Source organism: Kitasatospora sp. NPDC057223, assembly GCF_042669755.1.
GTDB lineage: Bacteria > Actinomycetota > Actinomycetes > Streptomycetales > Streptomycetaceae > Kitasatospora.
On record NZ_JBHUWW010000044.1, the window covers coordinates 43603 to 56321 of the forward strand.

Annotated in this window: 11 protein-coding genes; 7 read left to right on the top strand and 4 right to left on the bottom strand. The window is 73.5% G+C overall.

Features of this window, described 5'->3' with window-relative positions:
- Positions 1-59: 59 nt before the first annotated feature.
- Entirely contained in the window at positions 60-1325 is a 1266-nt protein-coding gene (locus tag ACFUK0_RS17900) for a cytochrome P450 (protein ID WP_380251147.1), read from the bottom strand.
- 175 nt (positions 1326-1500) lie between these two features.
- A complete protein-coding gene (locus ACFUK0_RS17905; RefSeq protein ID WP_380251149.1) occupies positions 1501-1665 on the bottom strand; it encodes a thiocillin family RiPP in 165 nt (54 codons plus the stop codon).
- Positions 1666-1927: 262 nt separating this feature from the next.
- Between ACFUK0_RS17905 and ACFUK0_RS17910 the strand changes: the two genes are divergently transcribed.
- The 3 genes from ACFUK0_RS17910 to ACFUK0_RS17920 all read left to right on the top strand — a co-directional run bounded on the left by ACFUK0_RS17910 (position 1928) and on the right by ACFUK0_RS17920 (position 5401).
- Positions 1928-2869, top strand: a complete 942-nt coding sequence (locus tag ACFUK0_RS17910) for an ABC transporter ATP-binding protein (protein WP_380251151.1) — start codon at positions 1928-1930, stop codon at positions 2867-2869.
- The gene (locus ACFUK0_RS17915) at positions 2866-3717 is read left to right on the top strand and encodes an ABC transporter permease (protein WP_380251153.1); all 852 of its coding nucleotides are present in this window, start codon (positions 2866-2868) and stop codon (positions 3715-3717) included. Before ACFUK0_RS17910 ends, ACFUK0_RS17915 begins: the two co-directional genes overlap by 4 nt.
- 175 nt (positions 3718-3892) lie before the next feature.
- A complete protein-coding gene (locus ACFUK0_RS17920; RefSeq protein WP_380251155.1) occupies positions 3893-5401 on the top strand; it encodes a glycosyltransferase family 39 protein in 1509 nt (502 codons plus the stop codon).
- Between the two features lie 82 nt (positions 5402-5483).
- Here ACFUK0_RS17920 and ACFUK0_RS17925 read toward each other — a convergent pair whose 3' ends face one another.
- The gene (locus ACFUK0_RS17925; RefSeq protein ID WP_380251157.1) at positions 5484-7631 is read right to left on the bottom strand and encodes a hypothetical protein; all 2148 of its coding nucleotides are present in this window, start codon (positions 7629-7631) and stop codon (positions 5484-5486) included.
- Between the two features lie 300 nt (positions 7632-7931).
- Between ACFUK0_RS17925 and ACFUK0_RS17930 the strand changes: the two genes are divergently transcribed.
- From ACFUK0_RS17930 to ACFUK0_RS17940, 3 genes are all read left to right on the top strand, one after another.
- The gene (locus ACFUK0_RS17930; protein WP_380251159.1) at positions 7932-8687 is read left to right on the top strand and encodes a GPP34 family phosphoprotein; all 756 of its coding nucleotides are present in this window, start codon (positions 7932-7934) and stop codon (positions 8685-8687) included.
- Positions 8688-9035: 348 nt separating this feature from the next.
- Positions 9036-9893, top strand: coding sequence for a helix-turn-helix domain-containing protein (locus ACFUK0_RS17935; RefSeq protein WP_380251161.1), 858 nt, complete (start codon positions 9036-9038; stop codon positions 9891-9893).
- Entirely contained in the window at positions 9890-10099 is a 210-nt protein-coding gene (locus ACFUK0_RS17940; RefSeq protein WP_380251163.1) for a DUF397 domain-containing protein, read from the top strand. The genes ACFUK0_RS17935 and ACFUK0_RS17940 overlap by 4 nt, the downstream gene beginning before the upstream one ends.
- A 109-nt stretch (positions 10100-10208) precedes the next feature.
- Here ACFUK0_RS17940 and ACFUK0_RS17945 read toward each other — a convergent pair whose 3' ends face one another.
- The gene (locus ACFUK0_RS17945) at positions 10209-11324 is read right to left on the bottom strand and encodes an ADP-ribosylglycohydrolase family protein (protein WP_380251165.1); all 1116 of its coding nucleotides are present in this window, start codon (positions 11322-11324) and stop codon (positions 10209-10211) included.
- A gap of 187 nt (positions 11325-11511) precedes the next feature.
- Between ACFUK0_RS17945 and ACFUK0_RS17950 the strand changes: the two genes are divergently transcribed.
- A complete protein-coding gene (locus tag ACFUK0_RS17950; protein WP_380251167.1) occupies positions 11512-12627 on the top strand; it encodes a tyrosine-protein phosphatase in 1116 nt (371 codons plus the stop codon).
- The last annotated feature ends 92 nt before the right edge of the window (positions 12628-12719 follow it).

Sequence of the window (12719 nt, forward strand, 5' to 3'; positions counted from 1 at the left end):
TCCCTCCGGCCCGCCGTCGCGCCTCCGGCGCCCGGGCGGCTTCCTGGTCGCCGTGCCGCTCACGGCCGCCCCGCCACCGCGAGGGCCGGCCCGGCCGCGGCTGCCCTCGGCGGGCAGCGCAGCGGCAGCTCGCGCATCCCGCCGAAGACGAACTGCGTACTCCACGGGACGGTCCCGTCGGTCAGCGGTGTGCTCAGCTCGCGCGTGCGGCCCGCTTCGGCGAGGCCCCGCAGGACGGCGGCGCCCGCCATCAGCGAGAGCGGCGCGCCCAGGCAGTGGTGCGGACCGTGGCCGAAGGCGAGGTGCCGCGCCTCGGCCCGGTCCGGGTCGAAGACGTCCGGGTCGGTGAAGCGGCGCGGGTCGCGGTTGGCCGCCGCGTACAGCAGCAGCGCGACCCGGCCGGCCGGGACGACGGTGGCTCCCAGCGTCACGTCGCGGGTGAGCGCCCGGGCGCTGGCGCGCACCGGGCTGCCGAGCCGCTGCGCCTCGTCGAAGACCGCCTCCGCCCGGTCCGGGCGGGCCCGGAGCAGCTCGGCGAGGCCCGGTGCACGCAGGAGCTGCCAGACGGCGAGGGCCAGTCCGGAGGTCAGCGTCTCCAGGCCGTTGGCGAGCAGCATGACCACGAAGGCGAGCAGGTCCTCGTCGTCGAGCCGGCCCTCGGCACGCGCGACGGTGAGGCGGCTGATCAGGTCGTCGCCCGGGGCGGCGGCGCGGGCCGCGCACAACTCCTCGACGTAGCGGCGGAATCCGTCGAATCCGGCGTCCAGCTCGGCGATCCGCGCCGGGTCGGCCTGGTCGCCGAAGTCGTCGAGGAGGGAGCCGGCCACCAGTCGGGCCCAGCCGGTGACGCGTTCCTGTTCGGAGTCGGGGATGTCGAGGATGGCGCAGGAGACCGCCACCGGCAGCGGCACGGCGAGGTCGGCGACCACGTCGAACGAGCCGCCGGCGAGCAGCGGTTCGAGCAGCCGGGCCGTCGTGTTCTCGATCCGGGTGCGCATCTGCTCCAGGCGGCGGGCGCTGAAGGCGGTGGTGGCGAGCCGCTTGAGCCGGGTGTGGTCGGCGCCGTCGCGCATCGGGAGCATCCGGTTGACGATCCGGGCGAGGGCGGTCGAGCCGGCCCGTGGCAGGCCGACGGTGGCCGGGTCGACGGCCGTCCCCGGGTGGGTCAGAACGGTGATGATCTCCTGGTAGCCGGAGACGACGTGGACCCGGCCGAGGTCCAGGACCGGCGCCTCGGCGAGCAGCCGGCGGTAGAGCGCCGGCGGGTCCTGCTGTGCGGCGGGCTGCTGGATGAACCGCGTCAGCTCGTGCCGGAGGTTCTCCATGGCCCGGCTCTCCTTCACTGCTTGTCGGTGGAACGCCTGGTCGGTGCCGTGCCTGGCCGGTGGAACTCCGTCGGCCTGTCGGCCCGGCGTCCCGGGACCGGTAGGGGATGGGGAGGGAGCAGGGGTGCCGCGGTGACCCCGCCGGCCGGCGGGCTCACCGCGGCACAGGCCCCCGTTACTCGGTGAGCTCGGTGGCCGCGTTGGAGACCGAGCTGAAGCTGGAGACGGGGCAGGCCGCGCAGGCCAGCGAGCTGACGCTGACGCCGGCGCCGTTGACGGTGTCCAGCTCCTCGATCTCGATGTCGAACTGCTCGTTCGAGGTGATCTCGTTGTCGGCCATGGTGGTCTCCCTCCGGGGTGCGGCGCCGGCCCCGGCGGGGCTGGTCACCATCGACGCCTTTTCGCTTTCCGGCTTTTCCTCCGGCTCGCTTTCGGCGATGTGGAAACTATGCACCCGGCTCGCCCGAGGGCGGCAGTAGGGGATGTCAGGAACTCACCTCTACAAAATGCCATACCGTCACCCGTGACATTTTTCATGCCCTCTGACGTGCGCAGTTGCCTTCTCTTGCCTTCACCGGCCGACCCGGTTCACCCTGTATTCCATGACACTCACCATTGGCTCGGGAATTACCGGCAGACCGGTCGTCGAGGTAAGGGATCTGCACAGCAGTTACGGTGCCCACGAGGCGGTGCGGGGAATTTCCTTCACCGTCGCGCAGGGCGAGCTGTTCGCCCTGCTGGGCACCAACGGCGCCGGCAAGACGACGACCCTGGAGGTGCTGGAGGGGCACCGGGCGCCGAGCGCGGGCACCGTGCGGGTCCTCGGGATGGATCCGCACACCCAGGGCGCCCTGGTCCGGCGGCGGACGGGCGTGATGCTCCAGGAGGGCGGCTTCTTCAAGGAGCTGACCGTCCGGGAGACGGTCGACTCCTGGCGGTCCTTCGTCACCGGCGCCCGGCCGGCCGCGGAGGTGCTGGACAAGGTCGGCCTCACCGGGCGGGCGGGCACCAGGGTGGCGCAGCTGTCGGGCGGCGAACGGCGGCGCCTGGACCTCGCGCTGGCCGTGCTGAACACCCCTGAACTGCTCTTCCTGGACGAGCCGACCACCGGCATGGACCCGGAGGCCCGGCACGCCACCTGGCGCCTGGTCACGGAACTCCGGGCGGCCGGCACGACGGTGCTGCTGACCACCCACTACCTGGAGGAGGCCCAGCAGTTGGCCGACCGGGTGGCCATCATGGACGGGGGCCGGCTGGCCGCCGTCGGGACGGTGGAGCAGGTCCTCTCCGGGCACGGCGCCCGGATCACCTTCCCGCTGCCGGCCGCCACGACGGCGGCGCTGCTGCCGGCCGTCCTCGGCGAGCCACCGGACGTCCAGGGCGCCACCGTCCGCTACACGGTGGCCCGGACGGCCCCCGCGCTGGCCGTGCTGCACACCTGGGCGGCGGGCCTCGGCATCGAACTGGACGGCATCGAGGTGCGCAACGCCTCACTGGAGGACGTCTTCCTGGAGCTGGCGCGCGAGCGGGCGGGTGCGCGATGAGCGGCTCGGCGGGACTCACGGCGGCCGGCCCCCGCACGCCGGGCTGGCCCGGGTACGCGCGCGGGCAGTTCCTGCTCTCCTGGCGGGTGTTCTGGCGCAACCGGCGCTCGACGTTCATCGGCTTCCTGCTGCCCGTACTGCTGAACCTGGTGGTCGCGGCGCCGCTGCGCGGCCGGGAGATCGCCGGTGTCGGCGCGGCGGCCTACAGCACGGTCGGATTCATCGGGTTCGCGCTGGTGACCTCGTTCATCAACCTGCTGAACGGCGTGGTGGCACGCCGGGACGACCTGGTGCTCAAACGGCTCCGCGGGACGGAGGTACCGGCGACGGCGGTCTTCGCCGGGCAGTTCGGCGCGGCCGGCGCGGTGGTGCTGCTCCAGACCGTGGTCCTGGGCGGGGTTTCGGTGATCTGGTTCGGTGCGCCCGCGCCCGCCGACCCGCTGCTGTTCCTGGTCGCGCTGACCGGCGGGTTCCTGCTGTTCGCCGTGCTGGCGGTGGCGCTGTCCGGGCTGACGCCGGGCGCCGAGGCGGCGCCGATGGTCGCGACCCCGGTGCTGCTGCTCTGCATGTTCGCCGGCGGTGTGGTGGCGCCGGTCAGTTCGATGCCGCACTGGTTGCAGGGGCCGGTCCACCTGGTGCCGCTGGCGCCGGTGGTGGAGACCCTGCGGACGGCCTGGTTCGGACGCGCCTTCGGCACCGAGTCCTGGACGGGCCCCGCGCTCGCCCCGGCCGACCTGCTGCACGGCTGGCAGCACGCGGCGCCGGCCCTGCTGGTGATCGCCGCCTGGACGGCCGGGGCGGCCGTGCTCGGGCGGCGGTTCTTCCGCTGGGAGCCGCGCCGCGGATGAGAACACCGTGAACCTTCGCCGGCCGGCTCCGGTTCGGCGAAGGACCGAATGCTTCGTCAGCTATCCTCTTCAGTGATCAGGGAGGCGCATTCGGCCGTATTCGGCCGCCTTCGTACGCCTTCGTCCGCCCGAGGCAACCTCACGACGTTCTCTCCCGTCCCCGAGGCCACGCTCAATGAATTCGAACGCGCTTGCCCGCGCCGTGACCCGCCTGACCGGCCGGGTCTGGTTCTGGCCCGCACTCGTCACGCTGCTCGTCGGCGGCTGGCGGCTCTCCACCCCGCAGCTGTGGCGTGACGAGATCTCCACCTGGACGGCCTCCACGCGCGGCCTCGGCGAGCTCGCGCAGATGCTGCAGCACGTGGACGCCAGCAACGGCGTGTACTACGTGATCATGCACGGCTGGACGACGGTCCTCGGTGACTCGCCCGTCATGCTCCGGCTGCCCTCCGTGCTGGCGATGGCCGGCGCCGCGGCGTTCTCCGCGCTCACCGCCGAGCGGTTGTTCCGCAGCCGGGCGGCGGGCGTGGCGGGCGGGCTGCTCCTCGTCGTGCTGCCGGCCGCCGACCGGTACGCCCAGGAGGCGCGGGCGTACGCCCTGGTCGCCTGCGCGGTGTCCGCGGCGACGTGGCTGCTGCTCCGGGCGCTGGACCGGCCCGGCTTCGGCCGGTGGGCCGGCTACAGCGCCTGCATGGCGCTCGCCGGGGGCGCCCACCTGGTCTCCCTCAGCACCCTGAGCGGCCAGCTCCCGCTGGTGCTGCTCCACCTGTGGAGCACCCGGCGGGCGGTGAAGCTGCGGCTGCTCTGGCAGTACCCGCTCGCCGTCCTGGCGGCGGTGCTGCCCGTGGTGCCGCTGATAGTGCTGGGCAGCCGGCAGTCCGGCCGCCAGCTCGGCTGGCTCGCCGCGCCCGGGACGGCGGACCTCAGGCTGTTCTGGGACGTCCTGCTCTCGACCTCCACCGTGTTCCACCTCTTCCTGGCCCTCGCCGCGCTGACGCTGCTGTGGCCGGGGCGCCGGCTCGCGGGCGTGCAGTTGCTGCTGCTGGCCGTCGTTCCGGTGGTGGTGGTCTGGGCCGTCTCACAGGGTTCGACCTCGTACTTCCTCGACCGCTACCTGCTCTTCACCCTGCCGGCCTGGGCCTCGCTGGCCGGCGGCGGCGTGGGAGCGCTGTACGCGGCGGCCCGGCGGCTGGCGCCCGTCCCGGTCTGCGCGGTGCTGGCACTGGCGGTGGTCGCGGTTCCGGGCTGGCTGGTCCTGCCGCAGCAGCGCGCGATCCGGGGTGCGTTCGGCCACGACTGGCACCAGGACTACCGGTCGGCGGCCGGGCTGATAGCGGCCGGCTACCGCCCGGGGGACGGCCTGGTGGCGCCCTACGGCGAGCAGAACTGGACGATGATCGGCGCCGGCGTCGACTTCTACCTGCCGGACGGCGTCCGCCCGTACCCGGTCTTCCTGCGGAGCTCGGCGGCCGAGGCCGACGACCTGTACCCGGTCGAGTGCGCGGTGGCGGCCCAGTGCGTCGGGCAGGGCGGGCGGATCTGGCTGGTGACCACCGGCGAGGCCACCGATCCGCTGCCCGCCCTCTCCGCCGACAAGGCACAGGCCCTGCGGGCGCACTACGCACCGACCGAGGTCCGGCAGGTCCGGGGCCTCACGGTGACGCTGCTGACCCGCACGGGCTGACCCGCACGGCGCTCCCCGGCGGGCCGCGGCACGACGGAGGGGACGGGCGCACCGGGCGCCCGTCCCCTCCGTCGTGGCGGTCTCAGAGCACGCGGGTGAGCCGCGAGAGGATCGACGGCGGGGCCAGGTCGCTCTTCAGCACGACCGGGACCTCCACCTTCGCGTCCCCGTCACCGGCCCGCAGGACGCCCACCTGGGTGCCGGCTGGCGCCCGGTGGCCGGTCCTGGCCGGGTCCAGGCTCAGGGTGGCGGTGATGCCGTCCCAGCCCGCGACGGTCACGTCCTGGGCCGCCACCACGGCCTCCCGGCCGCCGAGGCCGTCGTCCACGTACCCGACGACGTCGCCCTGCTTGGCGAGGGTCTGGCCGGCGAGGCCGTTCTGCGCCGCGGTGATCTGCCGGGCGCTGACGTTCTGGACGGCCTTGAGGATGCCCTCCGAACCGACCGCGGGCTGGCCGAGCGTGACGCCGAGGATCAGCCGCCGGGTGCCGCCGATGTCCTTGACCGCCGCCCACATCAGGCAGCCGCCGGCCGGGGTGCTGGACCCGGTCTTGACGCCGATCACGCCCGTCTTCGCGTTGAGCAGGGTGTTGGTGTTGAAGACCCGCTGGCCGTTGAAGGTGGTGTCCGGCTCGGCGACGATCTGCCGGAAGACGTCGTTCTTCATGACCTGCTCGGCCAGCTTCAGCTGGTCCTTCGCGGTGCTCCTGGTCTCGGCGATGAAACCGGCCGGGTCCGCGTAGACGGTGTTGGCCATGCCGAACTGGGCGGCGGCGTCGTTCATCTTCTTCACGAACGCCTCCTCCGTCGTCGCGTCCCAGCGGGCCAGCAACCGGGCCACGTTGTTCGCGGACGGCAGCATCAGCATCTCCAGCGCCTCGTACTGGGAGAGCTGCTGGCCCTCGACGAGGGTGACCTTCGACTGGTCGGCGTCGCTGGACTCCTGGGCGGCCTGCTTGTCGACGGTGAGCTTCGGGCCGGTCTCGCCCTTCTTGAGCGGGTGGTCACGCAGGATCAGGTACGCGTTCATGACCTTGGCGACACTGGCGATCGAGGCGGGCGTCTCCGGGCCGGAGCTGCCCATGCTGCCCACACCGACCACCTCGGCCGCCGACTGGCCCTTGGCCGGCCAGGGGATGTCCAGCGGGCTGCCGGTGAAGGTGAAGGAACCGGCCGCGCTCAGGCGCACCTCGGCGGCCGGCAGCGGACGCAGCAGCTGGGCCGCCACGACGACGCCGAGCACCAGGGCCAGGAAGATCGTCCAGACGGTGATCCGCTTGACGGCCCGGCGCAGCGGGGACACCGGGCGGGCGCTCAGCGCGGCCAGCACCTGCATCGCCTCGGACGTCGTCTCCGGCTTGGGCAGCGGCTCCGGCTTGGGCAGCGGTTCGGGGACGGGCAGCGGTTCCGGGGCCGGCAGTGGCTCGGGGACGGGCAGCGGCTTCGGCTCCGGCCCGGGGAGGGGCGCGGGCACCGGGCCCGGACCGGGAACGGGCTCCGGGGCGGGCAGCGGCTCCGGCTGCGGCTCGGGCTCCGGCAGCGGCTTCGGCTCCGGGGCGGGGACGGGGTCCGGATCCGGTACGGGGGCGGGGGCCGGCGGCACCGGCACCACCCCGGCGGCGGCCGGGCCGGGCTCGGCGGGCCGACGGGGCTGCGGCTTCTCCAGCTTCTCGGCCTGGCCCGGCTCCACCGTCTCCGCGGCGGACGCCGGGGCGGCCGCGCCGTCCCGCATCGCGAGACGGGGGTCGACGCCGGACGGCCGCTCCGGCGCCGGGGCAGCGTCCTCCGCCGCCGCACCGGCCTCCGCCACCCCGTCGTCGGCAGCCGTCCCACCAGGAGTGGTACCGGTCGCGGCGGGCGGATCAGACAGTTCGTCGGGCAGCCGCAGGGCCGTGGTCGCGTTGTCCGCGGGCAGCCGCAGGGTGGTGGTCCTGGTGTCCGCTTCCCGGACACGCAGCTGTACGGTCGAGCCGCCCTTCGCCTCGCCCGGCGCCCCCGGAGCGTCGGAGTCACCGGCGTCAGCGGACTCGTCGGACGCCTGCGGACCGGCCGCCTCGGGACCCGCCGCGACGTCACGCAGGCGCAGCTGCACGGTCCGGCCGGGCTTCGCCGCCGCGCCCGGCGGCGTCTGCGGCTCCTCGGCCGGCACGGCGTCCGGCCGGTCCTGCCCGGTGGCCCGCTCCTGCTCCCGCTCCCCGTCGCGCAGCACCCTGTCGGGGGACTCACCCACGTAACCCAGCCTCCTCATACGCCCGGCGGGGCAACGGCCGGCCCGAAATCGGGAAGCCGCCGCCCCGCCCCATGTACCACTACAGTCTCCGCCACGCGGCGGCCGATCCGGCCGCCCACACCCCGTCCGACCGGCGGTTATTGCGGTCGCACGGCCGTTCCCCGGCCTGTCCGGTGTTCAGACGCGGGCCCGGGGGCGGCGGTTCCCGGGCCGGCCTCGCCAGGTCACGATTCGGAGGCGTACTCGACAAGTCCGTGTGAGAGGCGTCACGCTGTCACTCATCCACGCGGGGAGGCTTGGATGGGCAAGAGCCGTAGAACAATTCCCGAGGAACTCTTGTTGCTCGCACTGGACCCGACCACGGGCACCACTGCGCAGCCGCAGACCCTCGACCTCGGACTCGCCGGGGCACAGCTCGTCGAGCTGTCCCTGGCCGGACGGATAGTCCCTGATGGGGACCGGATCGCCGTGGTACTGCCACGGCCCACCGGCGACCCCACCTTGGACCACGCCCTGGAACTGCTGCGCCGTCGCGGCAGTCCGGTACGTGCCGCGCACTGGATCGGCGGGCCCCGCCTGGGGCTCCGGCAGACGTACCTGGCGCACCTGGAACGGTGCGGCATGGTCACTGCGGTGCCGGGACAGGTGTGCGGGGTCCTGCCGACGACGCGTTACCAGGCGTCGGACGACTGCTCGAACGCTGCCATCAAGCAGCGCCTCGACACGTCGATCCGGACCGGGGTCCCACCGGACCCGAGGACGGCCGCCCTGGCCGCCCTCGCGCACGCGGTGGGCCTCGGCAAGCACCTGTACCCGGGCAACGAGGGCAGGTCGTCGCGGTCCCGGCTGCGCGACCTGATCCGTTACGACCCGCTCGGTGGGATGGTCGCGCACGCCGTCATGGACGTGCAGAACGGCCTTCCGTCCCAGCAGGGCCGTAACAACGCCCAGGCCGGTGCGACGCCGGTGCCGAACGGCCGACCAGGTCCGCATGCCGCGGGCCGTGGCGCGCCGGCCGGCGGGCGGGCCGTGGCCACCCGGGTCGGTGCCCGGTGAGCGGACGGCTCGTCATGGGGCGCGCGGTGAGCGGCGCACGCCGCTAGCCGAAGTGAGCAGCCAGCAGCAATCGAGGGGCGGTCCCCCGGCACAGAAGTCGCCGGGTGGCCGCCCCTTCGCCGTACCCGGCCGCACTCAGCCGTACTGTCGCTCCTACCACTCAGGGGCGGCCGCCGTCTCGCTGAAGCGCTTTTCCGATGATCTGTTCTACTGCGCTCCAGCGATTCCCCGGCGCCGACCTGATCCAAGGTGACATGCTGCTCCAAGTCAGGGGGGTTGGTACCCATTTCCACACTGTTCCGAGGATTGCCGGTCCAACGATCACCAGAGGTCCGGCCGGAGGTCGATGTGTCCGCGAGCATCAATCCCACCGTGCGCCGCAGAAGGCTCGGCGCCGAACTGAGGCGACTTCGCGAGACCCTGGGGATGACGGCGGAGGAGGTGGCCGGCCGCCTGATGGTCTCGCAGTCCAAGATCAGCCGCCTGGAGAACGGGCGCCGCAGCATCAGCCAACGCGACGTCAGGGACCTCTGCGACGTCTACAACGTCGACGACGAGCGGATCCGCGCCGGGCTGATGGAGATGGCCAAGGAGTCCCGGCAGCGCGGCTGGTGGCACGAGTTCAACGACATCCCGTACAGCGTCTACATCGGCCTGGAGGCGGAGGCCTCCTCGATCCGCGCGTACGAGTCCTCCTTCGTACCCGGGCTGCTGCAGACCGAGGACTACGCCGAGGCCGTGGTGCAGGGCACCCAGCCGGACACCGACACCACGGCGGTGCGCCGCCGCGTGGAGGTGCGGCTCAAGCGGCAGAGCCGGATCTACGGGGAGAACCAGCTCGGCAGCCTCTGGGCGGTGATAGACGAAGCCGTGCTGCGCCGCGAGGTCGGCAGCCGGGCGGTGATGGCGGGCCAGCTGGTGCAACTGCTCGATCTGAGCGCGCGGTCCAACATCAACCTGCAGGTGATCCCGTTCTCGCACGGCGCGCACCCCGGCATGACCGGGACATTTTCCCTGATGGAGTTCCCCGAATCGGCGGATTCGACGGTTGTCTACTTCGAAGGGGTGACAAGCGACCTCTACCTGGAGAAGGACGCCGACGTCCGCCGCTATACCGGACTCTACGACCACCTGAGGGCCGCGGCCCTCGGCGTCGTGGAGAGCCGGTCACTGATAGCCAATATCGCAGAGGGGTACAAATCATGATCACCAAGTTCGAGAACGGCCTGACCTGGCGCAAGAGCAGCCACAGCGGCGGCAACGGCGCATGCGTGGAGATCGCCGTACCGGGTGCCGCCGCCGTCGCGGTGCGCGACTCCAAGGACCCGCAGGGGCCGCAGCTGCACTTCTCCCCGGAAGCCTGGACCGCCTTCGCCACCGCCGCCGGGGCCGGCGCCTTCGGCGAGATCTGACCGACCGCCACCTTTTACCGGGTCCGCACACAGCGGTGTCCGCCGGCCGTCCGCGGCGGGCACCGCCCCTCCACCGCCAGGGCCGACCGCAGCCGGCCGGCCGTCGCCGTCAGTGGACGACGGGGTAGCGCACCGCCCAGGCCGTCCCCCCGGCCGCCTCCGGCCCGTGCAGCTCCGGCCCGTGCAGCAGCTCCAGCACGAAGTCGTCCGCGATCTCCAGGATCGTCCCGCGCCCCTCCAGCCCCGCCAGCAGCTCCGGCGGCAGCGCGGTGTCACCGTGCAGGGCCCCCAGCAGGTTGCCGCAGATCGCCCCGGTCGAGTCGCTGTCCCCCGAGTGGTTGACGGCCAGCAGCAGCCCCGACTTCACGTCGTACGCCACCAGCGCGCAGTACACCCCGATCGCCAGCGCCTCCTCGGCCACCCAGCCCTCCCCGAGCGCCTCCACCCGCTCCGCGGACGGCTCCCCGGCCCGGACGGCGTCCAGCGCCCCGCGCAGCGCCGCCGTGGTCTCCTCGTGCGACGGCCGCTCCGAGAGCAGTGCCAGCGCGAGGTGCACGCCCTCCTCCAGGGTGCCGCCGCGGGCCACCGTGTGGACGATCACCGCGAGCGCCCCGGCCGAGAGGTAGCCGGACGGATGGCCGTGCGTCAGCACCGAGCACTCCACCGCCAGCTGGAAGACCAGCCCCGGCTCCCAGGACGTCAGCAGCCCGAACGGCGCCGCCCGCATCACCGTGCCGCAGCCCTTGGAGTGCGGGTTCTTGGGCGCCTCGACGGTGCCGAGCCGGTCGGCCTCCGGCCCGGAGAGCCCGGACAGGCAGGCCTGGCCGGGCGCCCGCTGGGCGTACAGCCACTCCTCCCGGCCGAGCCAGCCGAGGTCGGCCCGCCGCTCGTCCGGGCCCCAGTCGCGCTGGGTGGCGGCCCAGCGCAGGTAGGCCAGGTGGACGTCGGTCGGCGGGTGCCAGCCGCCGCTGTCGCGGCGGATGTGGGCCCGGATCAGACCGTCGACCGTGAACAGCGACATCTGGGTGTCGTCGGTTATCGCGCCGCTCCGCCCGTAGGCGGGCACGTAGCCGGCCACCCCCTGCGGGCCGTGCGCGGCCCGGATCTTCTCCAACGACTCGAACTCGATGCCGGCCCCGAGCGCATCGCCGATCGCACCGCCGAGCAGACAGCCCCGCACTCGGCTGCGGAAGTCCTGCTGCTGCGCGCGTGACCACAGTGGCATCACGAGTCGGTGCCTTTCGTCCGGGGGCCGGGTCGCGCCCGACGGCCGATCGCGCGCACCCGCACTGTATTCGAATAGTCAGCCCGGTTGACCGGGTCCCTCCAACGACTGCTCTTCAACATCTTGTTGCCACCGCGACATCCGGCGGCCACGAACCACCACCCGGGGCTGCCTACCGTCCCCGATCATGACCTCCACCCGCATTCGCCTGGCCGCCGCACTGACCCTGACCGGTGCACTCACGCTCGGCTCCCCCGCCCTGGCCATCGCCGCCGGCCCCGACCGGGCCGCCCCCGCGGCAGCGGCGAAGCAGCACGCGCACGCCATCCCGTTCACCGCCGCCGAGGCCGTCCAGCAGGCCGACGGGACCTTCACGCTGACCTGGACCGCCCCCGGCGCCCGCAACGTGACCGTCTACGCCGGCACCGGCCCGGACGACATCAGCCACCGCAAGGCCGTCGCCCGCGGCGCCGGCACCGCCACCGTGACGGTCGCCGGGCTGGCCGCCGCCGACCGCTGGTTCTTCGAGCTCGTCCCGGACACCGGCGAGTCGCTCACCGTCGCCGACCGCTCCCTGCACCTCGCCTCCGCCCCCAACTTCCGGGACGCCGGCGGTTACCGCACCGCCGACGGCAGTTGGGTCCGGATGGGCGTCGTCTACCGCTCCGGCGACCTCAGCAAGCTCACCGACCAGGACCTCGCCAAGCTCCGCCGGCTCGGCGTCAAGGAGGTCTTCGACTTCCGCACCCCCGGCGAGCAGAAGACCGCGCCCGACCGCATCCCGGCCGGCGCCACCGCGGTCGACGCCAACGTCCTGGGCGCCGCCGACACCGGCGCGTTCAACGTGACCAGCCCGCAGGCCGCCGTCCAGGCCATGATCGACGCCGAGCGGACCATGGTCTCCGCCGACAGCGCCCGGGCCGCCTACCACTCGGTGTTCAACGCCCTGGCCGAGCGCGACGACGAGGGCGTGCTCTACCACTGCACCGCCGGCAAGGACCGCACCGGCTGGGCCTCCGCCGCCCTGCTCACCGCGCTCGGCGTGCCGCGCGCCACCGTCGAGGCCGACTACCTGGCCAGCAACACCTACCGGGCCGCCGAGAACGCCGCCACCCTGGCCCAGCTGCCGCCGGCCTACCAGGCCCTCTACAAGCCGCTGCTGGACGTCCGCCCCGAGTACCTGAACGCCGGCTTCGACGAGGTCCAGCAGAAGTTCGGCTCCTTCGACAACTACCTCAGGTCCGGCCTCGGCCTGGACAAGCGGGACCTGCGCGACCTGCGCAGCCAGCTGCTGGCCGGCTGACCGTCGGCTGCCGGCCGGGCTGTCCGGCCGGCAGCCGCGCGGATCGAGCACCGCGTCCTGCGGCCGGCCCCGCCCGGTGGTCCGGGCGGGGC

Bases quoted from the DNA above. Each gene is read 5' to 3' on its own strand.
- ACFUK0_RS17950 (WP_380251167.1), top strand. From the start codon at position 11,512: ATGACCTCCACCCGCATTCGCCTGGCCGCCGCACTGACCCTGACCGGT.
- ACFUK0_RS17945 (WP_380251165.1), bottom strand. From the start codon at position 11,324: ATGCCACTGTGGTCACGCGCGCAGCAGCAGGACTTCCGCAGCCGAGTG.
- ACFUK0_RS17915 (WP_380251153.1), top strand. From the start codon at position 2,866: ATGAGCGGCTCGGCGGGACTCACGGCGGCCGGCCCCCGCACGCCGGGC.
- ACFUK0_RS17905 (WP_380251149.1), bottom strand. From the start codon at position 1,665: ATGGCCGACAACGAGATCACCTCGAACGAGCAGTTCGACATCGAGATC.
- ACFUK0_RS17900 (WP_380251147.1), bottom strand. From the start codon at position 1,325: ATGGAGAACCTCCGGCACGAGCTGACGCGGTTCATCCAGCAGCCCGCC.
- ACFUK0_RS17930 (WP_380251159.1), top strand. From the start codon at position 7,932: ATGGGCAAGAGCCGTAGAACAATTCCCGAGGAACTCTTGTTGCTCGCA.
- ACFUK0_RS17940 (WP_380251163.1), top strand. From the start codon at position 9,890: ATGATCACCAAGTTCGAGAACGGCCTGACCTGGCGCAAGAGCAGCCAC.
- ACFUK0_RS17910 (WP_380251151.1), top strand. From the start codon at position 1,928: ATGACACTCACCATTGGCTCGGGAATTACCGGCAGACCGGTCGTCGAG.
- ACFUK0_RS17920 (WP_380251155.1), top strand. From the start codon at position 3,893: ATGAATTCGAACGCGCTTGCCCGCGCCGTGACCCGCCTGACCGGCCGG.